A 21,305-nucleotide genomic window follows, 5' to 3' on the forward strand; every position below is an offset into this window, starting at 1 on the left:
TAATTATCCATTTTTAGAAAAATGAAAGGAATACAGAAATGATGCGTACATATTATTGCGGTGCATTAAACCGCAACCATATTGGACAAGAAGTAACATTAAGCGGTTGGGTTCATCGTCGTCGCGATTTAGGCGGTTTAATTTTTATCGATATGCGTGATCGTGATGGTATCGTGCAAGTTTGTTTTGATCCGAAATATCAAGAAGCGTTAACTGCAGCTTCAGGCTTACGTAATGAATTTTGTATTCAAATTAAAGGTGAAGTAATCGCGCGTCCTGATAATCAAGTTAATAAAAATATGGCGACAGGCGAAGTAGAAGTATTGGCGAAAGAATTACGCATTTACAATGCTTCTGACGCTTTACCACTAGACTTCAACCAAAACAACACAGAAGAACAACGCTTAAAATATCGTTATTTAGATTTACGTCGTCCAGAAATGGCTCAACGTTTAAAAACTCGTGCAAAAATCACCAGCTTTGTGCGTCGCTTTATGGATGACAATGGTTTCCTTGATATCGAGACCCCAATGCTTACCAAAGCAACACCAGAGGGTGCGCGTGACTATTTAGTGCCAAGCCGTGTACATAAAGGCAAATTCTATGCATTGCCACAATCACCACAGCTTTTCAAACAGCTTTTAATGATGTCTGGTTTTGATCGTTATTATCAAATCGTGAAATGTTTCCGTGATGAAGATTTACGTGCAGATCGTCAGCCTGAATTTACTCAAATCGATGTGGAAACCTCTTTCTTAACTGCGCCAGAAGTACGTGAGATCATGGAACGCATGGTACACGGTTTATGGCAAAACATCATTGGTGTGGATTTAGGTAAATTCCCGCAAATGACCTGGCAAGAAGCGATGACTCGTTTTGGCTCAGATAAACCGGATTTGCGTAACCCGCTTGAATTAGTCGATGTGGCTGATATCGTTAAAGACGTTGAATTTAAAGTATTTAATGAGCCTGCAAATAATCCAAACGGCCGTGTGGCAGTCATTCGTGTACCAAATGGTACTGAAATCACTCGTAAACAAATTGATGAATATACACAATTTGTTGGCATTTACGGTGCAAAAGGTTTAGCTTGGGCGAAAGTAAATGATATCAATGCTGGTCTTGAAGGCGTACAAAGCCCGATCGCGAAATTCTTAAATGAAGAGGTATGGAAAGCTTTAGCTGAACGTGTGAAAGTTCAAACTGGCGATATCTTATTCTTCGGTGCAGACAAGTGGCAAACTACCACGGATGCAATGGGCGCATTACGTTTGAAATTAGGTCGAGATCTTGGTTTAACTCGTTTAGACGAATGGCAACCGCTTTGGGTGATTGATTTCCCAATGTTTGAACGTGATGAAGAGGGTAATCTCGCAGCAATGCACCACCCATTCACTTCACCAAAAGATTTCAGCCCAGAGCAATTAGAAGCAGATCCGACAAGTGCGGTAGCAAATGCTTACGATATGGTGATTAACGGCTATGAAGTAGGTGGTGGTTCCGTGCGTATTTTCGATCCAAAAATGCAACAAACCGTATTCCGCATTCTTGGTATCAATGAGCAAGAACAACGCGAGAAATTCGGCTTCTTGTTAGATGCATTAAAATTCGGTACACCGCCACATGCAGGTTTAGCGTTTGGTTTAGACCGTTTAACGATGCTTTTAACTGGCACTGAAAATATCCGTGATGTGATTGCATTCCCGAAAACAACGGCAGCAGCTTGTTTAATGACAGAGGCACCAAGTTTTGCGAATCCGCAGGCATTAGCTGAGCTGAGTATCGCAGTGACTAAAGCTGAGTAGTTTCTGTTTTTAAAATCGACCGTAGTTTTACGGTCGATTTTTTGGTTTATTAAGTTATAGGTGTTATTGCAAGGTATAAAATGGAACGCCCAATATCTGTAAGTGTGATTGCTTGGTTATACATACTGGGGGGAGCTAGTGGTTGCTTTTCCCTACTTTTTTCATTATTTGAAGAAACATTTAGTTTAAGTTTCGATCAGATTTTGAGACTATACCTAATAAATTTTGTTCTGGGTGTATTAATTTTTCTTACAGGTATTAAATTGCTTGAAGGGCAAAATAGTGGTCGGATCTTATTTATAATATCAGCTCTTTTATATATTGTGTGGAGCTGGATTAGCTACGGTCTTGACTCAACTTTATTTATTGGCTCAGTCGTTCGCTTAGTTGTGTTTGGATTAATTCTCTATCGACCAAGTGTAAATAAATATTTTACTCAAACTTCAAAAGTGCCAGAGTAGAGGGGGACTTGTTTCTCATGACTATTCTAGTTTTTAGTATCTAGTATCTAGTATGAGCTAATGTGATATAAGTGCGGTCAAAAATTCAACTGATTTTGACCGCACTTTCTTTTTATTGAAAAAATTTTATTCACTTAAAGACATCCGTTTTTTGGTATGAATACTGGGGAAATTTATTTGTTTTAGAGTTATATTCTGAAATATTAAAATAATTAGATTTTTATTTTTCACCTGCGCTTTTAAGTGGATTTTATTTACTTTACTCAAGGATAAAATTCTATTATAAATAAGGCCTTTTTCAGTTTATGGTCAATTTATAAGAGAACATTTTATGAGTGAAGTTTCAACTCCAGTAGAAAAATCAACGTGGGCGAGTAAATTCTCTGCCTTAGGTCCGGGCATCGTGATGGCATCAGCAGCTGTTGGCGGTTCACATATTATTGCATCTACCCAAGCGGGTGCGATCTATGGTTGGGAATTAGTGAGTATTGTTATTCTTGCTAACTTATTTAAATATCCTTTCTTCCGTTTCGGTGTTCAATATACCCTAGATACGGGTAATACCTTGTTAGAAGGTTACCGTCAAAAAGGGAAATTCTATCTTTGGTTATTCCTTGCTTTAAACGTTTTTGCTACGGTGATTAATACTGCTGCAGTAGGATTATTAACAGCCGCAATTTTAACCTTCATTACGCCAATTCCTCTACCAATGCCAGTATTAAGCTCATTAGTGATTCTTGTGACAACCGGCATTTTATTGTTGGGTAAATATCGTTTATTAGATAGTTTATCGAAAATCATCATGATTGCTTTAACGGTGACAACCGTGAGCGCTGTCGTGATTGCTTTTATGCGTAATGGTATCAATGGCGTGGCTACACCTGATTTTGTAGCGCCTTCACCATGGGAATTAAGCAAGTTAGCATTTTTAGTTGCATTAATGGGCTGGATGCCTGCACCAATTGAAATTTCTGCTGTTAACTCTATGTGGGTGGTGGCAAAACGTCGTCTAACGAAAGTATCTTATGAAGATGGTTTATTTGACTTCAATGTGGGGTATATCGGTACAGCAATTTTAGCTGTCGTATTCTTAGCGCTTGGTGCATTGGTACAATATGGTTCTCCAGAAACCGTAGAGATGGTAGGTGGAAAATATATCGCACAACTTATCAATATGTATGCAAGTACTATTGGTGAATGGTCTCGCTTATTAATTGCCGTAATTGCGTTTATGTGTATGTTTGGTACAACGATTACAGTAATTGATGGCTATTCTCGTACTAATGTTGAATCTTTGCGTATCTTATTTGGCAAACAAGAAAGCTCTGTGAGAATTCTTAATATCGGTATGATTTTTGCAGCGTTATCTGGTTTAGCGATTATTTTCTACTTTAATAATGCAGTAGGCCCAATGTTAAAATTCGCGATGATTGCTTCATTTGTTTCTGCACCAATCTTTGCTTGGTTGAATTTATCTCTGACTAAGCACGCGAAACACAGTGTAAAAGGCGGATTATTGTGGTTATCCCTTATTGGTTTATTCTACTTAACAGCCTTTGCTGGATTATTTATCGCCCAACAAGCTGGCTGGTTAAACTAAAATAATTGAGATAATTACCGCACTTTAGTTTTAAAGTGCGGTAATTTTTTTGAAAGTTTTTAGTAGAAAAGGTATGATGCTGCCCATTCTCAATTATGTAGATAACGAGCTTGAAATATAAAAATAATCAATCGGTTCTCGTGGTAATTTATGCGGAAAACACACATCGTGTTCTTATGCTTCAGCGCCAAGATGATCTTACTTTTTGGCAATCTGTTACGGGGACATTGGAAACTAATGAAACACCAAGAGAAACAGCAATTCGAGAGGTTTGGGAAGAAGTAGGATTAAAAATAGAAGAAAATTCGACCGCACTTTTTGATTGCAAAGAGAGCATAGAATTTGAAATTTTCCCGCATTTCCGCTATAAATACGCACCGAATGTGACTCACTGTCATGAACATTGGTTTTTATTGGCAGTTGAGCAGGAATTTGAGCCGATATTAAGTGAGCATTTGACGTATCAATGGGTTTTACCTGAACAAGCGATCCAAATGACAAAATCGCCGAATAATGCCGAGGCCATCAAAAAATATTTGATGAACAGCTTTCCTCTATAGAAGAGGGTATAATTTACAAACGTTTTTAAGATAAGAAGGAAAACAACATGGCAGGCCATAGTAAATGGGCAAATATTAAACACCGTAAAGCAGCACAAGATGCGCAACGCGGTAAAATTTTTACAAAATTAATTCGTGAATTAGTAACCGCTGCAAAAATTGGTGGCGGTGATGTCGGTGCGAACCCGCGTTTACGTGCGGCAGTAGATAAAGCCTTATCAAGCAACATGACTCGCGACACCATTAACCGTGCGATTGAACGCGGTGTGGGCGGTGGTGATGATACCAATATGGAAACAAGAATTTACGAAGGTTATGGTCCGGGTGGAACTGCTGTGATGGTTGAGTGTCTAAGTGACAACGCAAATCGAACCATTTCACAGGTTCGCCCAAGTTTCACTAAATGTGGTGGTAACTTAGGGACTGAAGGTTCTGTGGGCTATTTATTCAGCAAAAAAGGCTTGATTTTAATTAGCGAAGGTGAAGAAGATGCGTTAATGGAAGCGGCAATTGAAGCCGGTGCGGATGATGTTCAACCACAAGATGATGGTTCATTCGAAATCTATACTGCGTGGGAAGATTTAGGTTCTGTGCGCGATGCAATCGAAGCAGCAGGATTTAAAATTGATAACGCAGAAGTGACAATGATTCCATCAACAACAGTTGATCTTGATCTTGAAACTGCGCCTAAATTGTTGCGTTTAATTGACATGTTAGAAGACTGTGACGATGTACAAAACGTATATCATAACGGTGAAATTAGTGATGAAGTTGCAGCTCAGCTGTAATTTTAAGGAGATTTAGAATGAAATTAGCTAAAGTATTACCTGCAATGGCTGCTCTTGTTGTCTTATCAGCTTGTGCAAGCGAAGCACCAAAAGTAGAAAACAAAGCAGAGCAAGCTGCAGCACCTACTGTAACGGATAAAACAGTAGTTTATACTTGTAACAAGAAAACTGTAACTGCAGTTTATCAATTTGAAAACCAAGAGCCAACAGCGGCAATGGTAATGGTAGGCAACAAAGTTGTTGCGAAAGATTTCGCTCGTGATGCAGCTCAAAAAGACTTCACTTCATTTACTTCAGGCAAATATGTTTGGAACGTAGATAGTGGTTTAACTTTAGATAAATTTGATTCTGTTGCGCCAGTAAATCTTTTAATCAAAGGCAAAAAAGCAGATAAAATTGTTGTGAAAAACTGTGATGTAGATGCAAAAGCAACTGCAAAAGCAAACCAATAATTAACGCTAAAAACGGCCGGCATTGACCGGCCGTTTATTTTTGAGAGTTTATGAGTATTATTTTAGGCATTGACCCAGGTTCTCGTGTAACGGGCTATGGTGTGATTAGACAAAATGGTCGCCATTTAGAATATCTCGGCAGTGGAGCAATCCGCACACAGGTAGAAGATTTACCTACACGCTTAAAACGAATTTATGCCGGTGTGACAGAAATTATCACACAATTTCAGCCCGATATGTTTGCCATTGAACAAGTGTTTATGGCTAAAAATGCGGATTCAGCTTTAAAACTGGGGCAAGCACGTGGTACGGCGATTGTGGCGGCAGTAAACCATGATTTACCCGTATTTGAATATGCGGCTCGTTTGGTGAAACAGACTGTCGTTGGGATTGGTTCAGCAGATAAAGTTCAAGTTCAAGACATGGTGACACGAATTTTGAAGCTCTCAGATAAACCACAAGCAGATGCGGCAGATGCTTTGGCCATTGCGATCACTCATGCTCATACCATTCAACATTCTTTGCATATTGCTGGCTCGGTCAAAACGACAGAAACACACGAAAAAATGACCGCACTTTTAAAAACAAGGTACAGCCGAGGTCGATTTAGATTAAAAATTTAACTGGATTAATATCCAGTTTTATTTTATTCTATGCAAAATTTTTTTACATGGAAATCTTATGATCGGTCGTTTAAAAGGCATCTTATTAGAAAAACAACCTCCTGAAATTTTGCTTGATGTACAAGGCGTCGGTTACGAATTATTGTTACCAATGACCAGTTTTTATGACTTACCTGAAATCGGGCAAGAAACCACATTATTTACTCATCTTGTTGTGCGTGAAGATGCTCATCTTCTTTTTGGATTTGCCCAAAAAACTGACCGCACTTTATTCCGTGAATTAATTAAAACCAATGGTGTTGGTCCTAAATTGGCACTCGCGATTTTATCTGCAATGTCAGTAGATCAGTTTGCTTATGCTATTGAACGAGAAGAACTGTCAAAATTAGTTAAAATTCCTGGTGTGGGCAAGAAAACGGCCGAACGTTTATTAGTAGAGTTAAAAGGGAAGTTTAAGGATGTTCGCCAAAGTGATTTCTTCGTGGAGAGCAAACACATTCCTTCAACTTCAGAATTACGTCAAGCTGAAAGCTCAGCTGATGAAGCGATTGCTGCATTGATTGCGTTAGGTTATAAACCAACCGACGCTGAAAAAATGGTGAAAAAAGTGGCTAAAGCGGATTTAAGTAGTGAGCAATTAATTCGCGAAGCCTTAAAAGCCGCATTATAAAGATTAAACAGATATGATCGAAGCAGATAGAATTATTAGCAGTCAGGCAAAGATGGATGAAGATGTCATCGATCGTGCGATTCGTCCAAAGCTTTTAGCGGACTATGTGGGGCAGCCACAAGTGCGAGAGCAGATGGATATTTTCATTAAGGCGGCAAAATTGCGGCAAGATGCCTTAGATCATCTTTTGATCTTCGGCCCTCCAGGTTTAGGAAAAACGACGCTAGCTAATATTGTCGCGAATGAAATGGGTGTAAATATTCGCACAACATCGGGTCCTGTTCTTGAAAAAGCGGGAGATTTAGCGGCAATGCTGACAAATCTTGAACCCCATGATGTGTTGTTTATTGATGAAATTCACCGTCTTTCCCCTGCGATTGAAGAAGTGCTTTATCCAGCAATGGAAGATTATCAGCTGGACATTATGATCGGCGAAGGCCCGGCCGCACGTTCGATTAAATTGGATTTACCACCTTTTACATTAATTGGTGCAACAACTCGAGCGGGTTCTTTAACTTCGCCACTACGTGATCGTTTTGGTATTGTTCAGCGTTTAGAATTTTATTCCGTTGAAGATTTAACTTCTATTGTGACAAGAAGTGCCTCTTGCTTAAATCTAGAATTAGAAGATAAAGCGGCTTTTGAAGTGGCGCGTCGTTCACGTGGCACGCCTCGCATTGCAAACCGTTTATTGCGTCGCGTTCGAGATTTTGCTGATGTGCGTAATGATGGCATTATTTCGGCAGACATTGCGAAACAAGCGCTTTCAATGTTAGATGTAGATGATGCAGGCTTTGATTACTTAGATAGAAAATTGCTTACCGCTGTGATTGAACGTTTTGATGGTGGGCCAGTTGGATTAGATAACTTAGCCGCTGCAATAGGTGAAGAACGAGATACTATCGAGGATGTTTTAGAACCTTATTTGATTCAACAGGGATTTTTACAACGTACGCCTCGAGGTCGAATTGCAACTTCGTTAACTTATCGACACTTCGGACTTCAGAAGCCGTCAGAATAAGGGATATAAAAAAGGACATATTGATATCAATATGTCCTTTCTTCTTGAAACCTGCTTAGTTAGTTTCTTCAGTATAGCTCTTCATGCTATTTAATCTTGCTAAACCTACATCACAGCTTTTTTGTTGAGTCGCTAATTCCATCTCAAGAATTTGCTGTTTGCTTTGATTAAGTTTGCTTTTGATTTTACCTACTTGAGTATGAGTGCCTGGCTGTTTTTCTGCTTGGGCAATCAAATTTTCTGTTTCTTTAAATAACAGTGTACATTGTTGTGGAAGAGCAGCTTTGTTTTCTGTAAGAGGTGCTGCGGTGGTAGATAATGCCATAGAACCGAAAAGTGCGGTGAAAATTACGCAAATTTTTTTCATTGTAAATCCCTACAAATCTCTCCAAATATTATTAGGCTAAAAAATAGCAAAATCTTGCAGCCCTGTCTAGTGATTATTTTGTCCATTTCTTTTGAATAAAGTTTCCTTGTGATAGATAAATTTTTTCATTTTGAGTAAAAAACATCAAATTTGATGTGGATCAATTTTGTCATTGTTATGCAAAATAGGGTATTTTGTAACTTATATCAAAAAATGTGATCAAGATAACGGTTTTTTCTGTTTTTTATCCTCATAAATAGTAGTAGAATATGGCAAAATTTTGAATGTTTATATTGTAATCGGTTACCGCATTCTGTTTTGAGAATAGAAAAGGCAATTATTACGTAAATAATTCAATGTTTCTTAACGATTTTTGTTGAGTAGTTTGGGGTGATTATTTGGGATTGTCCTTGGTAATCATAAAGTGAAAATCTTGTAGATTTATACAAGGAGTTGAGATGTTAGACGTTGTTGATCTCTCACGCTTGCAGTTTGCGTTAACTGCGTTATATCACTTCATTTTTGTACCATTAACATTAGGTTTATCTTTCGTTCTTGTGATCATGGAAACCATTTATGTTAAAACGGGCAAAGAAGTATATAAAGATATGACTAAATTCTGGGGTAAGTTATTTGGTATTAACTTTGCTCTAGGGGTAACGACCGGTATTATTATGGAGTTCCAATTCGGGACAAACTGGTCTTATTATTCTCACTATGTAGGTGATATTTTCGGTGCACCATTAGCGATCGAAGCATTACTTGCATTCTTCTTAGAATCCACTTTCGTGGGTCTATTCTTCTTCGGTTGGGATCGTTTAACTAAAGGTAAACACTTACTCGCAACTTACTGCGTAGCTTTTGGTTCAAACCTTTCTGCAATGTGGATTTTAGTGGCAAATGGTTGGATGCAACATCCAGTAGCGGCAGAATTTAACTTTGAAACCGTTCGTATGGAGATGACCAGCTTCTTAGATCTTTGGTTAAACCCAGTTGCGCAAAGTAAATTCTTACATACATTAACAGCAGGTTATTCAACTGGTGCAATGTTTGTATTAGGTATTAGTGCATTCTATTTATTAAAAGGCCGTGATATTGGTTTTGCTAAACGTTCATTCTCTGTAGCGGCAACCTTTGGCTTTATCGCGGCATCAGCAGTATTAATTATGGGTGATGAATCAGGTTACGACATCGGTAAAGCACAACCTGTGAAATTAGCTGCAATGGAAGCTGAGTTTGAAACTCATCCTGCACCAGCCCCATTCCACCCAGTGGCGATTCCAAATACTGCAGAAATGAAAAATGATTTTGCGATTGAAATCCCATATTTAGGTGGTTTAATTGCAACGCGTTCTTTAGACACTGAAATCGTTGGTTTAAAAGAAATTCAAGCAAAAAATGAGGGTCGTGTTCGTAACGGTATGGTTGCTTATGATTTATTCACACAATTAAAAGCAGAGAAAAAATCAGCAGGCCAAGTAAATCCAGAAACTAAAGCAAAATTTGATGAAGTCAAAGGTGATTTAGGTTTCGGTTTATTATTAAAACGTTACACAGATAAAGTTGTAGATGCAACGGATGAACAAATTAAACAAGCAGCACGTGATACTATTCCAAACGTAGGTCCTAACTTCTGGGCGTTCCGTGGTATGTTAGCGGCAGGTGGTTTAATTATTTTACTGACCTTTGGTGCATTTGTTCAAAATTTACGTAACAAAGTCACTTCTTCTCGCTTATTACTTAAAGCATTGCTTTGGGGTATCCCATTGCCAATCTTAGCGATTGAATTTGGTTGGTTCTTAGCTGAATTTGGTCGTCAACCATGGGCGATTTATGAAGTATTACCGGTAGGTGTGTCTGCCTCTAACTTGAGTGTAGGTGATTTATGGTTCTCTATCGGTTTAATTTGTGTACTTTACTTCTTCTTCATCATTGCGGAAATGTATTTGATGTTTAAATATGCACGTTTAGGTCCAAGTGCATTGAAAACCGGCAAATACTATTTTGAGCAATCATCTAAATAAGCAGGAGATGGATTATGCTTGATTATGAAATTCTACGTATTATTTGGTGGGTGCTAGTTGTTGTATTGCTTATCGGTTTCTCTGTAACAGATGGATTCGATATGGGCGTGACCGCACTTTTACCCGTAGCAGGTAAGAAAGAAGTAGAAAGACGTATTATGATTAACTCTATTGCGCCACACTGGGATGGTAACCAAGTTTGGTTATTAACTGCTGGTGGTGCAATCTTCGCGGCATGGCCGATTGTTTATTCTGTAGCGTTTTCAGGCTTCTATATTGCCTTATTCCTTGTGTTAGCTGCGTTATTCTTCCGTCCAATTGGTTTTGAATATCGTGCGAAAATTGATAATCCAACATGGCGCGCTGTGTGGGATTGGGGCTTATTTGCGGGTGGTTTTGTACCTGCATTAGTATTCGGTGTGGCATTTGGTAATTTATTACAAGGTGTACCATTCGAATTAAACGAGCTTTCACAAGCAACTTACACCGGTTCTTTCTTTGCATTATTAAACCCATTCGCATTACTTTGTGGCGTGTTAAGCCTTGCAATGTTAGTGACTCACGGTGCAAACTGGTTACAAATGAAAACCACTGCTGCATTGCGTGATCGCGCAAGAGCAATTACACAAATCGGTGCATTAGTGACATTAATTACTTTTGTGCTTGCAGGTGTGTGGCTTTCTTTCAAAGACGGTTATGTGGTGACTAGCACGATTGATCACTTTGCAGCATCAGCGCCAGCTTCAGGTAAACAAGTGGCAGTTGAGGCAGGTGCATGGTTCAAAAACTTCAATGAAAATCCAGCTTTATGGGCATTCCCAGTATTAGCTGTGGTTGGTGCGTTATTGAATGTGGTTGCATCTAAAGCAAATCGTTGTGGTTTTGCGTTCTTCTTCTCTGTATTAACCATGGCTGGTGTGATCATCACTGCGGCAGTATCAATGTTCCCATTTGTAATGCCTTCAAGTACTCATCCAGAACAAAGCTTGTTAATGTGGGATGCAACGTCAAGTGAATTAACATTAACCTTAATGTTCTACTTGGCATTAGTATTTGTTACCATCTCATTGCTTTACACCATTTGGTCATACTACAAAATGTTTGGTCGCTTGGATGAAAGCTTTGTTGAAGACAACAAAAACTCATTATACTAAGGAGAAACAATATGTTATATGTAATTTGGGTAGTGGGTGTGTTGGCTGCAGTTATGGTGAGTGCTAAATTAACCATTGGCAAAGAAAAGTCAGGTAAATTTGACGAGTAATGATGATTAATTCACTCTATCAATTAAGTAATAAGGGTTCCTTGCGAACCCTTTCGTTTATTTTAGCGTTATTTTTAACCGCGGCTTTCTTTTTAAATTTAAATCAATTTTCGACCGCACTTCGTACTGCACATCCAGCTTGGATTCTTGCGATTTTTTGGGGATTGATTAATTTGTGGATCCACGGTATCGGATTCGATATTCGCCGAGCAATATGGCAGCTCGTTTTCTTGCCATTTATTGGTTATTTCACCACAATAATTGCTATTGTTCAGCATTGGTTTTTATAAGAACGATAGACAAATATTATTATTTGGAGCTTGCACATCTAATGAACAGGTTCTAAAATAAGCGGCTTGTTATGGCTGATAATTTGAGCATTATTTTGAATAACCAATGTTTTACCTTTCCGGTTCGTGTTTATTATGAGGACACGGATGCAGGCGGAGTAGTGTATCACGCACGTTACTTACATTTCTTTGAACGTGCGCGAACTGAATATTTAAGAACGCTTAATTTTTCCCAACAATCATTATTGCAGGAACAACAAGTCGCTTTTGTGGTCAAAACCATGTCTATTGACTATTGTATTCCGGCAAAATTGGATGATTATCTTATTGTCGAAACTGAAATAACGGCAGTGAAAGGGGCGACAATCCTCTTTGAACAGCGGTTAGTTCGTGAGACGGTGGTGTTATCAAAGGCTACTGTTAAGGTAGCCTGTGTTGATCTAGGCAAAATGAAACCTGTCGCAATTCCTGAAGAATTAAAAGCGGCATTTTTAAAGTAAATAACTTTTCGGAGTATGCAATGACTGCAGAATTGAACTTTTTAGATCTTTTTCTAAAAGCGAGTATCGTTGTTCAACTTGTAATTGTGATCTTAATTTCGTTCTCAATTATTTCTTGGGCAATCATCATTCAACGTAGCCGTATTTTGACGACTGCGTTAAAAGAAGCGAACACTTTTGAAGATCGTTTCTGGTCTGGTGAAGATTTAAATAAACTTTATGATGGTTTATCTAATCGTCGTGAAGTATTAACCGGTAGCGAACAAATTTTCTTTGTCGGCTTTAAAGAATTCTCTCGCTTAAAACAAGTGAACGCGAATGCGCCAGAAGCAATCATCAAAGGTACGACTCGTGCGATGAACCTTGCGATGAATCGTGAAGTAGAAGCGCTTGAAAGTCGTGTACCTTTCTTAGCAACAGTAGCTTCTGTTAGTCCATATATCGGTTTATTTGGTACCGTTTGGGGGATCATGCACGCATTTATGGCATTAAGTGGTGCGAAACAAGCGACATTACAAATGGTTGCTCCAGGTATCGCAGAAGCCTTGATCGCAACTGCAATTGGTTTGTTTGCGGCGATTCCAGCTGTAATGGCGTATAACCGTTTAAGCTTACGTGTAAATGCGATTGAACAAAATTATGGTAACTTTATTGATGAATTTACTACAATTTTACATCGTCAAGCTTTTGGTAAAGCGCCCCATTAAAAATAAATGAAAAATTGACCGCACTTAATAAATAAAACGAAAAGTGCGGTGGGTTTTAGCGAAGTTTTAGAGGAAATTATGGCTCGTCGTCAGCGTAAAGACATTAAATCTGAAATTAACATCGTGCCATTTCTCGATGTTCTTTTAGTTTTAGTGTTAATTTTTATGGCAACCGCGCCGATTATCAGTCAGAGCGTTCAAGTAGAACTCCCTGATTCGGTGCAAAGTCAAAATGTATCAAATGAAGATAAAACACCGGTTATTTTAGAAGTAGCAGGTATTGGGCAGTATTCGATTTCGATTGGTGGTCAACGCCAAGAAGGCCTTAACGAAGAAATGGTAACCCAATTATCAAAACAAGAATTTGATAAAGACAATAACACAATGTTCTTAGTGGGCGGAGCAAAAGATGTACCTTATGAAGAAGTGATTAAAGCACTGAATTTACTACATCTTGCCGGCATTAAGTCTGTGGGTTTAATGACCAACCCAATTTAAGAATAAGTAGGTAAAACCGTGCAGAATAATCGACGAAAAAAACGTGCAAATGAGTTTGTCATCTCTATTGCGATGCACCTTGCATTGTTTGGTTTGTTGATTTGGAGCTCTCTTTATCAAACCGTTGAAATAATGGGTGGTGGAGAAGGTGAAGGTGATGCCATGGGAGCTGTGATGGTCGATACTGGCAGCGCAGCACAGGAATGGGGACGTATTCAACAACAGAAAAAAGGTCAAACTGATAAACAGAAGAAACCAGAGCCTGTAGTTGAAGAGAAAAAAACAGAGCCTGAACCTGAACCAAATCAGCAAGAAATTGCGAAACAAGAAGAGATTAAGCGTCAGCAGGAAATTCAACGTCAAAAAGAACTTGAAAAACAAAAGCAGCAAGAAATTGAAAAGCAAAAGCAAAAACAGCAACAAGAGCTTGCTCGTCAAGAGGCGTTAGAAAAACAGAAACAAGCTGAAGAAGCAAAAGCAAAACAAGCTGCAGAGGCAGCGAAGTTGAAAGCGGAAGCTGAGGCGAAACGTTTAGCGGCAGCCGCTAAACAGGCTGAAGAAGAGGCAAAAGCGAAGGCACAAGCTGAAGCTCAAAAAGCGAAAGAAAAAGCAGAAGCAGATGCTAAAGCCAAGGCTGAGGCGAAGGCTAAAGCAGAGGCTGAAGCAAAAGCGAAGGCAAAAGCTGAGGCAGACGCCAAAGCGAAAGCAGAAGCAGACGCTAAAGCAAAAGCTAAGGCAGAAGCTGATGCAAAAGCGAAAGCAGAGGCTGATGCAAAAGCGAAAGCAGAGGCTGAAGCAAAAGCCAAAGCAGAAGCAAAAGCTAAAGCGGATGCAGAAGCTAAAGCGAAGGCTGATGCGAAAGCCAAAGCTGATGCAGCAAAACGTAAAGCGGATCAAGCAGCTTTAGATGATTTCATGAACGGTGGTGACATCGGTGGTGGTAGCGCATCTAAAGGTGGCAATGCGAATAAAGGCGGTACACAAGGTAGTGGTGCGGGACTTGGGGCTGGAGACGGTGGCAAGGTTGGTGACCAATATGCAGGTGTAATTAAGCGTGAAATTCAACGCCGCTTCTTAAAAGATCCAAGTTTTGCCGGTAAAGTTTGCCGCATTAAAATTCAACTCGGTCGAGATGGTACTATTTTAGCTTACCAACGAGTTTCTGGACCTGATGACATCTGTACTGCGGCAATGAGTGCGGTAGCAAGAACGAAAAAAGTTCCAGCGGCACCATCTGATGCAGTGTATGAGAAATATAAAGCGCCGGCTATCGATTTTGATATCAATGCTCGATAATCGGTTTTAGGAAAATAACAACGTTAAAATAAGGTGATTAAATGAAATTGATCAAACGTGTTATGGGGCTATTTGTGGTGATGTTTGCATTTGCAAGCACAGCAATGGCAGAAGATGAGGTTAGAATTGTGATTGATGAAGGGGTTGATGGGGCTCGTCCTATCGCAGTTGTTCCTTTCGCAGGTTCTGCACCTGAAAATATTGGTCAAATTGTTGCAGATGACTTACGTAATAGTGGTAAATTTAATCCAATTCCAGTAAGCCAAATGCCACAACAACCAACAACTGCAGCTGAAGTGAAACCAGAGGCTTGGACTGCTTTAGGTATTGATGCTGTTGTTGTAGGTCAAGTGACTTCAACTGGTAGTGGTTATAACATTTCTTATCAGTTAGTTGATACTGTGGGCGCATCAGGTACGCCAGGTGCAGTACTTGCACAAAATAGCTATACCGTGACTAATAAATGGTTACGTTACGGTGCGCACACTGTGAGTGATGAAGTATTTGAAAAATTAACTGGTATTCGTGGTGCATTCAGAACTCGTATTGCTTATGTGGTACAAAAAAATGGTGGATCACAACCTTATGAAGTTCGTGTAGCAGATTATGATGGGTATAATCAATTCATTGTAAATCGTAGCTCACAACCAATTATGTCTCCAGCATGGTCTCCAGATGGTAAACGTTTAGCTTACGTATCTTTTGAGAACAAGAAATCACAACTTGTTGTACAAGACCTAGGTTCAGGTTCTCGTAAAGTGGTTGCTTCTTTCCCTGGTCATAACGGTGCACCAGCGTTCTCTCCAGACGGTTCTAAACTTGCCTTTGCTTCTTCACAAGATGGTTTATTAAACATCTATGTAATGAGCTCAAATGGCGGAAAACCTACTCAATTAACTAGCGGTGCGGGTAATAATACAGAACCGTCATGGTCTCCAGATGGTAGCTCAATTCTCTTTACTTCAGATAGAAGCGGTTCACCACAAGTTTATCGTATGAGTGCAAGCGGTGGTGGCGCGTCACCAGTAGGCGGTCGCGGTAGTGCGCAAATCAGTAGTGATGGTAAAACACTTGTGATGATTAATGGTAATAACAACGTGGTGAAACAAGATCTCACAACCGGTAGCTCTGAAGTATTAAGTACATCTTTCTTAGGTGAAAGCCCAAGCATTTCGCCTAACGGTATCATGATCATTTACAGCTCTACACAAGGGTTAGGAAAGGTGTTACAATTAGTTTCTGCAGATGGTCGCTTTAAGGCGAGTCTTCCAGGAAGTAATGGCCAAGTGAAATTTCCTGCTTGGTCGCCATATTTGACTAAATAAAAGAACTCATTGAGGAGAAATCTAATGAACAAATTTGTTAAATCATTATTAGTTGCTGGTTCAGTAGCTGCATTAGCAGCATGTAGCTCATCAAACAACGATGCAGCAGGCAACGGTGCTAACAACAACGGCCAAACTTTCGGTGGTTACTCTGTTGAAGATCTTCAACAACGTTACAACACCGTTTACTTCGGTTTCGATAAATTCAACATCGAAGGTGAATACGTTCAAATCTTAGATGCTCACGCGGCATACTTAAATGCAACTCCAGCTTCTAAAGTTGTTGTTGAAGGTAATACTGACGAACGTGGTACTCCAGAGTACAACATCGCTTTAGGTCAACGTCGTGCTGACGCAGTTAAAGGTTTCTTAGCTGGTAAAGGTGTTGACGCTGGTAAAGTATCAACTGTTTCTTACGGTGAAGAAAAACCTGCAGTGTTAGGTCACGATGAAGCAGCATACTCTAAAAACCGTCGTGCAGTGTTAGCATACTAATTTTTAGAGAATCTTGATTCTTATATAAAACGGAGAGCAATAAGCTCTCTGTTTTTCTTTATCTCAAATTTTCTTAAAAATTGACGAGTATTCACGCAATTAGCACAATTTCTTCAGATTTTTCTTGCGTCAGAAAATAAAATCGGTATTATACGCACCTGTTACGAAATGATGTGGGTCGTTAGCTCAGTCGGTAGAGCAGCGGACTTTTAATCCGTTGGTCGAAGGTTCGAATCCTTCACGACCCACCACTTTTATTTTTAAGCATTCCCTGATGGGTCGTTAGCTCAGTCGGTAGAGCAGCGGACTTTTAATCCGTTGGTCGAAGGTTCGAATCCTTCACGACCCACCATCCATTTATCAAATCATTTTTAACCGGTTGGGTTGTTAGCTCAGTTGGTAGAGCAGCGGACTCTTAATCCGTCGGTCGAGAGTTCGAGCCTCTCACAGCCCACCAGTCAACATCTTATTCCTCCTGTTTGTTAAAAAATTTACAAAAAATTAAAATATTTTCAAAATTCTTGACTATATTTGGCGGTTATTATGGTAGAATATCCACAACTTTAAGTCGGGCATAAAAATGTTACAAAATATTCGTATTATTTTGGTTGAAACATCACACAGTGGGAACATCGGTTCTGCTGCGCGTGCGATGAAAACGATGGGATTATCCAATCTCTATTTAGTATCACCAAAATCGGTGGATGAACAATCTATTGCATTAGCCGCTGGCGCAGATGACCTCGTGCGAAATGCCCAAATTGTCGATAGTTTTGAGCAAGCAATAGAAGATTGCTCTTTGGTAATTGGTACCAGTGCGAGATTGCGTCATTTACAGAGTACGTTGATTGAACCTAGAGAATGTGCAGAGAAAGCCTGTGCTTATCAAGGCCAAGTCGCGATTGTGTTCGGTCGTGAGCGTGTTGGGCTCACAAATGAAGAATTACTTAAATGTCATTATCATTTAAATATTCCCGCTAACCCTGAATATTCCTCGCTAAATCTAGCGATGGCCGTACAGTTAGTGAGTTATGAAATGCGGATGGCATTTTTAGCTAAAGAAAGAACGGAAAGTACACTTTCTACAATAGAAAATATCTATCCGACAGCGCAAGAAATGGAGTATTTTTTTGCGCATACGGAACAGGTATATCAATCACTTGGTTTTATTCAAAATCAAGGTGTTATACAAAAGTTAAGACGGCTTTATAACCGTTCTTCTCTCGAAAAAAATGAATTAAATATTTTGCGTGGAATGTTAAGTGCGGTTGAAAAACGCCTTAATCTGCAAAAAGACTAAAATTGACTATCATAGTCAGATATGTAAACTATCCAAACGACGATTAATAGGGATGCTTTATGAAACTTACATCTAAAGGACGATACGCGGTTACCGCAATTTTAGATATCGCATTACACGCAGGGACAGATCCAGTTTGTTTAGCGGATATCTCAGAACGTCAAAATATTTCACTTTCTTATCTTGAGCAATTATTTGCAAAATTGCGTCGTGGTGGATTAGTAAAAAGTGTTCGAGGTCCGGGTGGTGGCTATCGTTTAGCTTTACCAACTGATCAAATTTCTATCGGTATGGTGATCTCTGCCGTAAATGAGAACATTAATGTCACAAGATGCCTTGGAAAGGGAAATTGTCAAGGTGGGGTTGAATGTTTAACTCATTCTTTATGGCAAGATTTAAGTGATCGCATTTCTGATTTTTTAGATGAGATTACATTAGCTGAGCTTGTGGAGAAAAAATCAGGAAAACATAAAGCTCACAAAGATTTTGATGATTTGGTTGTAGTCAACCAATAATAGGAAAGTAGATCAAAGTGCGGTCAAAATGATGGCATTTTTGGTAGTTATTTAGGAGTGAAAATGAAATTACCAATTTATTTAGATTATGCAGCAACATGTCCGGTTGATGAACGTGTGGCTAAAAAAATGATGGAATATTTAACCATTGATGGTGTATTCGGTAATCCAGCATCTCGTTCACATAAATTTGGCTGGCAAGCTGAAGAAGCCGTTGATATTGCACGTAATCAAATTGCTGATTTGATTGGCGCAGACTCACGTGAGATCGTGTTTACTTCTGGCGCAACAGAAGCAGATAACCTTGCAATTAAAGGCGCAGCGCACTTTTATCAAACAAAAGGTAAGCACATTATTACTTGTAAAACTGAACACAAAGCCGTATTGGATACTTGTCGTCAGTTAGAGCGTGAAGGCTTTGAAGTCACTTATTTAGATCCAGAAGAAGATGGTTTAATCGATCTTGAGAAATTTAAAGCAGCATTGCGTCCAGACACAATTATTGTGTCAATCATGCATGTAAATAATGAGATTGGCGTAATTCAAGATATTAAAGCAATTGGTGAGCTTTGCCGTGCAAACAAAACCATTTTCCACGTAGATGCAACACAAAGTGTAGGTAAAGTCGAAATCAATCTTGCGGAATTACAGGTTGATTTAATGTCAATGTCTAGCCACAAATTGTACGGACCAAAAGGGATTGGTGCATTATATGTATGCCGTAAACCACGTGTTCGTTTAGAAGCAATTATCCATGGTGGTGGTCACGAACGTGGTATGCGTTCAGGTACATTACCGGTACACCAAATCGTTGGTATGGGTGAAGCTTATCGCATTGCAAAAGAAGAAATGGATACTGAAATTCCACGTATTCGTGCTTTACGCGATCGTTTATACAATGGTCTTAAAGACATTGAAGAAACCTATGTAAATGGTTCAATGGAACACCGCGTAGCGAATAATTTGAACATTAGCTTTAACTATGTTGAAGGTGAGTCGTTAATGATGGCATTACGTGATATCGCAGTATCTTCTGGTTCCGCTTGTACGTCTGCAAGTTTAGAGCCATCTTATGTATTACGTGCATTAGGTCGTAATGATGAATTAGCGCATAGCTCAATTCGTTTCACGCTTGGTCGTTGGACCACTGAAGAAGAAATTGATTACACCATTAATTTAATGCATGGTGCAGTAGCGAAACTTCGTGAATTATCGCCACTTTGGGATATGTTCAAAGAAGGCATTGATTTAAACACTATTGAGTGGGCAGCCCACTAATTTTTAAGGCGGCTTGACCGCCTGATAGCAACTTATTTAGGAAAGGAAAAGAATATGGCATACAGCGAAAAAGTTATCGATCATTACGAAAATCCACGCAATGTTGGTTCAATGGACAAAAAAGATAATTCTGTGGGAACCGGCATGGTGGGTGCGCCAGCTTGTGGTGACGTTATGCAGTTACAAATCAAAGTAAATGACAGCGGCATTATTGAAGATGCAAAATTCAAAACTTATGGTTGTGGTTCTGCGATCGCTTCTAGCTCTTTAATTACCGAGTGGGTAAAAGGCAAATCTTTAGATGAAGCAGGTGCAATCAAAAACAGCCAAATTGCGGAAGAACTTGAATTACCACCGGTAAAAGTTCACTGTTCAATCTTAGCAGAAGACGCAATTAAAGCCGCCATTGCTGACTACAAAAATAAACAAGGTAAGTAATCAAAAGTGCGGCCGAAAATGACCGCACTTTATACTTAATATATGAGCGTCGAGAAATTAAGCTCTTAGAAAGGCGCAGTTGTCATGACGTTAGAGAAAAAAATTGCGATTGCTAGTGTGGCATTATGTTTGCTTACATCACTTGCATTTTCCATTTATTTGGTATTTGTAGCTTCCTATTTGGATGAAGCAGAAACTTCAGTTCGGATTCAGATATTTTTGGGTATCCTAGCTTTGTCTTGGGGAGCAATGATTGCATCGTTTATTTTATATACGAGATTACGTAGTGCAGCAGTATCAGCGGCCGCTTTGCTTGCATTTGCTATCTATGTACTATTTATTTATTTATCTGTAAAAAATAGCGGTTCAGGTGGCCTATATATCTGGCTTGCATATTCTGTTTGGTGTGTCGCTTGCTTTGTATTGTCAATGTTAATAGTGCTCTTTAAGCCGGCAATTTTTACTTGCTCAGCAAAATCAGCATTTTTCTCAACACTCATTATCAACGCAGCCTCTTTATCAATTGTGATACTTTAGACTATGTAGGAACAATTTATGTCTATGACATTAGAGAAAAAAATGGCTATTGCTAGTGTGGCATTATGTTTGCTTACACCACTTGCACTTTTGCTCTATTTTGAGTTTACAAATTCCTATGAGATTAAAACCTCACTTCGGATTCAGTTATTTTTTCTTAACCTAGCTCGGTTTTGGACCCCAATGATCGCATCGTTTATTTTATATACGAGATTACGTAGTGCTGCTGTAACGGCTTCAGCTTTATTGGCTTTTGCTCTTCATGCATTACTTTCTTATTTACTTGCAAAAGATGGCGGTTTAGGTGGCGAATTTATCTGGCTTCTATATTCTGTTTGGGGTGCGGCTTGTTTTGTATTGTCAAGTTTAATTGTACTCTTTAAGCCTGCAATTTTTATCCGCTCCGCAAAATCAGCATTTTTCTCAACACTCATTATCAACCTATTGGCGGCACCTTTAGCAATAATGATATTTAAAACTATGTAGGAATA

Annotated in this window: 26 protein-coding genes and 3 tRNA genes; 28 read left to right on the top strand and 1 reads right to left on the bottom strand. The window is 39.2% G+C overall.

Annotated elements, in window-relative coordinates; translation table 11 throughout:
• The first annotated feature begins 38 nt into the window (after positions 1–38).
• From aspS to ruvB, 9 genes are all read left to right on the top strand, one after another.
• Entirely contained in the window at positions 39–1,805 is a 1,767-nt protein-coding gene (aspS, locus tag PARA_RS05485) for an aspartate--tRNA ligase (protein WP_014064901.1), read from the top strand.
• An 80-nt stretch (positions 1,806–1,885) separates the two neighbouring features.
• On the top strand, positions 1,886–2,266 hold the full coding sequence (locus PARA_RS05490; RefSeq protein WP_041918229.1) for a hypothetical protein: 381 nt from the start codon (positions 1,886–1,888) through the stop codon (positions 2,264–2,266).
• 331 nt (positions 2,267–2,597) lie between these two features.
• Entirely contained in the window at positions 2,598–3,866 is a 1,269-nt protein-coding gene (locus PARA_RS05495) for an NRAMP family divalent metal transporter (protein WP_014064903.1), read from the top strand.
• Positions 3,867–3,976: 110 nt separating this feature from the next.
• Positions 3,977–4,426, top strand: a complete 450-nt coding sequence (nudB, locus tag PARA_RS05500; protein ID WP_014064904.1) for a dihydroneopterin triphosphate diphosphatase — start codon at positions 3,977–3,979, stop codon at positions 4,424–4,426.
• A gap of 47 nt (positions 4,427–4,473) precedes the next feature.
• Positions 4,474–5,214: a YebC/PmpR family DNA-binding transcriptional regulator gene (locus PARA_RS05505; protein WP_005696686.1), complete on the top strand. Its 741-nt coding sequence runs from the start codon at positions 4,474–4,476 to the stop codon at positions 5,212–5,214.
• Positions 5,215–5,231: 17 nt separating this feature from the next.
• A complete protein-coding gene (locus tag PARA_RS05510) occupies positions 5,232–5,666 on the top strand; it encodes a hypothetical protein (RefSeq protein WP_005696685.1) in 435 nt (144 codons plus the stop codon).
• 50 nt (positions 5,667–5,716) lie between these two features.
• On the top strand, positions 5,717–6,289 hold the full coding sequence (ruvC, locus tag PARA_RS05515; RefSeq protein WP_005697069.1) for a crossover junction endodeoxyribonuclease RuvC: 573 nt from the start codon (positions 5,717–5,719) through the stop codon (positions 6,287–6,289).
• Between the two features lie 58 nt (positions 6,290–6,347).
• Entirely contained in the window at positions 6,348–6,959 is a 612-nt protein-coding gene (gene ruvA, locus PARA_RS05520) for a Holliday junction branch migration protein RuvA (protein ID WP_014064905.1), read from the top strand.
• 13 nt (positions 6,960–6,972) lie between these two features.
• Positions 6,973–7,980 carry a Holliday junction branch migration DNA helicase RuvB gene (gene ruvB / locus PARA_RS05525; RefSeq protein ID WP_041918230.1) on the top strand — a complete coding sequence of 336 codons (1,008 nt, stop codon included), beginning with the start codon at positions 6,973–6,975 and terminating at the stop codon, positions 7,978–7,980.
• 55 nt (positions 7,981–8,035) lie between these two features.
• Here ruvB and PARA_RS05530 read toward each other — a convergent pair whose 3' ends face one another.
• Positions 8,036–8,347, bottom strand: coding sequence for a DUF5339 domain-containing protein (locus PARA_RS05530; protein WP_014064907.1), 312 nt, complete (start codon positions 8,345–8,347; stop codon positions 8,036–8,038).
• 458 nt (positions 8,348–8,805) lie between these two features.
• Between PARA_RS05530 and PARA_RS05535 the strand changes: the two genes are divergently transcribed.
• The 19 genes from PARA_RS05535 to PARA_RS05620 all read left to right on the top strand — a co-directional run bounded on the left by PARA_RS05535 (position 8,806) and on the right by PARA_RS05620 (position 21,300).
• Complete coding sequence (locus PARA_RS05535; protein ID WP_014064908.1) at positions 8,806–10,371, top strand: cytochrome ubiquinol oxidase subunit I; 1,566 nt, start codon at positions 8,806–8,808, stop codon at positions 10,369–10,371.
• Positions 10,372–10,385: 14 nt separating this feature from the next.
• A complete protein-coding gene (gene cydB / locus PARA_RS05540; protein WP_014064909.1) occupies positions 10,386–11,525 on the top strand; it encodes a cytochrome d ubiquinol oxidase subunit II in 1,140 nt (379 codons plus the stop codon).
• Positions 11,526–11,536: 11 nt separating this feature from the next.
• Positions 11,537–11,635 (top strand): cytochrome bd oxidase small subunit, CydX/CbdX family, encoded by a 99-nt coding sequence (locus PARA_RS10370; RefSeq protein WP_101494276.1) that lies wholly within the window; start codon positions 11,537–11,539, stop codon positions 11,633–11,635.
• 2 nt (positions 11,636–11,637) lie between these two features.
• A complete protein-coding gene (gene ybgE / locus PARA_RS05545) occupies positions 11,638–11,925 on the top strand; it encodes a cyd operon protein YbgE (protein ID WP_014064910.1) in 288 nt (95 codons plus the stop codon).
• A 71-nt stretch (positions 11,926–11,996) separates the two neighbouring features.
• Positions 11,997–12,425, top strand: a complete 429-nt coding sequence (gene ybgC, locus PARA_RS05550; RefSeq protein ID WP_014064911.1) for a tol-pal system-associated acyl-CoA thioesterase — start codon at positions 11,997–11,999, stop codon at positions 12,423–12,425.
• A gap of 20 nt (positions 12,426–12,445) precedes the next feature.
• Positions 12,446–13,132: a protein TolQ gene (tolQ, locus tag PARA_RS05555; protein WP_014064912.1), complete on the top strand. Its 687-nt coding sequence runs from the start codon at positions 12,446–12,448 to the stop codon at positions 13,130–13,132.
• Between the two features lie 78 nt (positions 13,133–13,210).
• Positions 13,211–13,630 carry a colicin uptake protein TolR gene (gene tolR / locus PARA_RS05560; RefSeq protein WP_014064913.1) on the top strand — a complete coding sequence of 140 codons (420 nt, stop codon included), beginning with the start codon at positions 13,211–13,213 and terminating at the stop codon, positions 13,628–13,630.
• Positions 13,631–13,648: 18 nt separating this feature from the next.
• Positions 13,649–14,926 (top strand): cell envelope integrity protein TolA, encoded by a 1,278-nt coding sequence (gene tolA / locus PARA_RS05565; RefSeq protein WP_014064914.1) that lies wholly within the window; start codon positions 13,649–13,651, stop codon positions 14,924–14,926.
• Between the two features lie 41 nt (positions 14,927–14,967).
• Positions 14,968–16,251 carry a Tol-Pal system beta propeller repeat protein TolB gene (gene tolB, locus PARA_RS05570; RefSeq protein ID WP_014064915.1) on the top strand — a complete coding sequence of 428 codons (1,284 nt, stop codon included), beginning with the start codon at positions 14,968–14,970 and terminating at the stop codon, positions 16,249–16,251.
• 24 nt (positions 16,252–16,275) lie between these two features.
• Positions 16,276–16,746: a peptidoglycan-associated lipoprotein Pal gene (gene pal / locus PARA_RS05575; RefSeq protein ID WP_014064916.1), complete on the top strand. Its 471-nt coding sequence runs from the start codon at positions 16,276–16,278 to the stop codon at positions 16,744–16,746.
• A 175-nt stretch (positions 16,747–16,921) separates the two neighbouring features.
• Positions 16,922–16,997 (top strand) — tRNA-Lys (locus tag PARA_RS05580).
• A gap of 25 nt (positions 16,998–17,022) precedes the next feature.
• Positions 17,023–17,098, top strand: a tRNA-Lys gene (locus tag PARA_RS05585).
• 29 nt (positions 17,099–17,127) lie between these two features.
• Positions 17,128–17,203, top strand: a tRNA-Lys gene (locus PARA_RS05590).
• 123 nt (positions 17,204–17,326) lie between these two features.
• On the top strand, positions 17,327–18,046 hold the full coding sequence (trmJ, locus tag PARA_RS05595; protein ID WP_014064917.1) for a tRNA (cytosine(32)/uridine(32)-2'-O)-methyltransferase TrmJ: 720 nt from the start codon (positions 17,327–17,329) through the stop codon (positions 18,044–18,046).
• A gap of 59 nt (positions 18,047–18,105) precedes the next feature.
• Positions 18,106–18,561, top strand: coding sequence for a Fe-S cluster assembly transcriptional regulator IscR (iscR, locus tag PARA_RS05600; RefSeq protein WP_014064918.1), 456 nt, complete (start codon positions 18,106–18,108; stop codon positions 18,559–18,561).
• A 63-nt stretch (positions 18,562–18,624) separates the two neighbouring features.
• The gene (locus PARA_RS05605) at positions 18,625–19,839 is read left to right on the top strand and encodes an IscS subfamily cysteine desulfurase (RefSeq protein ID WP_014064919.1); all 1,215 of its coding nucleotides are present in this window, start codon (positions 18,625–18,627) and stop codon (positions 19,837–19,839) included.
• Between the two features lie 54 nt (positions 19,840–19,893).
• Complete coding sequence (gene iscU, locus PARA_RS05610) at positions 19,894–20,277, top strand: Fe-S cluster assembly scaffold IscU (RefSeq protein ID WP_005696665.1); 384 nt, start codon at positions 19,894–19,896, stop codon at positions 20,275–20,277.
• 84 nt (positions 20,278–20,361) lie between these two features.
• The gene (locus tag PARA_RS05615; protein WP_014064920.1) at positions 20,362–20,814 is read left to right on the top strand and encodes a hypothetical protein; all 453 of its coding nucleotides are present in this window, start codon (positions 20,362–20,364) and stop codon (positions 20,812–20,814) included.
• Positions 20,815–20,832: 18 nt separating this feature from the next.
• Entirely contained in the window at positions 20,833–21,300 is a 468-nt protein-coding gene (locus tag PARA_RS05620) for a hypothetical protein (protein WP_014064921.1), read from the top strand.
• Positions 21,301–21,305 lie beyond the last annotated feature (5 nt).

Source organism: Haemophilus parainfluenzae T3T1, assembly GCF_000210895.1.
In the GTDB taxonomy this organism is placed as follows: Bacteria; Pseudomonadota; Gammaproteobacteria; order Enterobacterales; family Pasteurellaceae; genus Haemophilus_D; species Haemophilus_D parainfluenzae_A.

Bases quoted from the DNA above. Each gene is read 5' to 3' on its own strand.
- aspS (WP_014064901.1), top strand. From the start codon at position 39: ATGATGCGTACATATTATTGCGGTGCATTAAACCGCAACCATATTGGA.
- PARA_RS05490 (WP_041918229.1), top strand. From the start codon at position 1,886: ATGGAACGCCCAATATCTGTAAGTGTGATTGCTTGGTTATACATACTG.
- PARA_RS05495 (WP_014064903.1), top strand. From the start codon at position 2,598: ATGAGTGAAGTTTCAACTCCAGTAGAAAAATCAACGTGGGCGAGTAAA.
- PARA_RS05505 (WP_005696686.1), top strand. From the start codon at position 4,474: ATGGCAGGCCATAGTAAATGGGCAAATATTAAACACCGTAAAGCAGCA.
- PARA_RS05510 (WP_005696685.1), top strand. From the start codon at position 5,232: ATGAAATTAGCTAAAGTATTACCTGCAATGGCTGCTCTTGTTGTCTTA.
- ruvC (WP_005697069.1), top strand. From the start codon at position 5,717: ATGAGTATTATTTTAGGCATTGACCCAGGTTCTCGTGTAACGGGCTAT.
- ruvA (WP_014064905.1), top strand. From the start codon at position 6,348: ATGATCGGTCGTTTAAAAGGCATCTTATTAGAAAAACAACCTCCTGAA.
- ruvB (WP_041918230.1), top strand. From the start codon at position 6,973: ATGATCGAAGCAGATAGAATTATTAGCAGTCAGGCAAAGATGGATGAA.
- PARA_RS05530 (WP_014064907.1), bottom strand. From the start codon at position 8,347: ATGAAAAAAATTTGCGTAATTTTCACCGCACTTTTCGGTTCTATGGCA.
- PARA_RS05535 (WP_014064908.1), top strand. From the start codon at position 8,806: ATGTTAGACGTTGTTGATCTCTCACGCTTGCAGTTTGCGTTAACTGCG.
- cydB (WP_014064909.1), top strand. From the start codon at position 10,386: ATGCTTGATTATGAAATTCTACGTATTATTTGGTGGGTGCTAGTTGTT.
- PARA_RS10370 (WP_101494276.1), top strand. From the start codon at position 11,537: ATGTTATATGTAATTTGGGTAGTGGGTGTGTTGGCTGCAGTTATGGTG.
- ybgE (WP_014064910.1), top strand. From the start codon at position 11,638: ATGATTAATTCACTCTATCAATTAAGTAATAAGGGTTCCTTGCGAACC.
- ybgC (WP_014064911.1), top strand. From the start codon at position 11,997: ATGGCTGATAATTTGAGCATTATTTTGAATAACCAATGTTTTACCTTT.
- tolQ (WP_014064912.1), top strand. From the start codon at position 12,446: ATGACTGCAGAATTGAACTTTTTAGATCTTTTTCTAAAAGCGAGTATC.
- tolR (WP_014064913.1), top strand. From the start codon at position 13,211: ATGGCTCGTCGTCAGCGTAAAGACATTAAATCTGAAATTAACATCGTG.
- tolB (WP_014064915.1), top strand. From the start codon at position 14,968: ATGAAATTGATCAAACGTGTTATGGGGCTATTTGTGGTGATGTTTGCA.
- pal (WP_014064916.1), top strand. From the start codon at position 16,276: ATGAACAAATTTGTTAAATCATTATTAGTTGCTGGTTCAGTAGCTGCA.
- trmJ (WP_014064917.1), top strand. From the start codon at position 17,327: ATGTTACAAAATATTCGTATTATTTTGGTTGAAACATCACACAGTGGG.
- iscR (WP_014064918.1), top strand. From the start codon at position 18,106: ATGAAACTTACATCTAAAGGACGATACGCGGTTACCGCAATTTTAGAT.
- PARA_RS05605 (WP_014064919.1), top strand. From the start codon at position 18,625: ATGAAATTACCAATTTATTTAGATTATGCAGCAACATGTCCGGTTGAT.
- iscU (WP_005696665.1), top strand. From the start codon at position 19,894: ATGGCATACAGCGAAAAAGTTATCGATCATTACGAAAATCCACGCAAT.
- PARA_RS05615 (WP_014064920.1), top strand. From the start codon at position 20,362: ATGACGTTAGAGAAAAAAATTGCGATTGCTAGTGTGGCATTATGTTTG.
- PARA_RS05620 (WP_014064921.1), top strand. From the start codon at position 20,833: ATGTCTATGACATTAGAGAAAAAAATGGCTATTGCTAGTGTGGCATTA.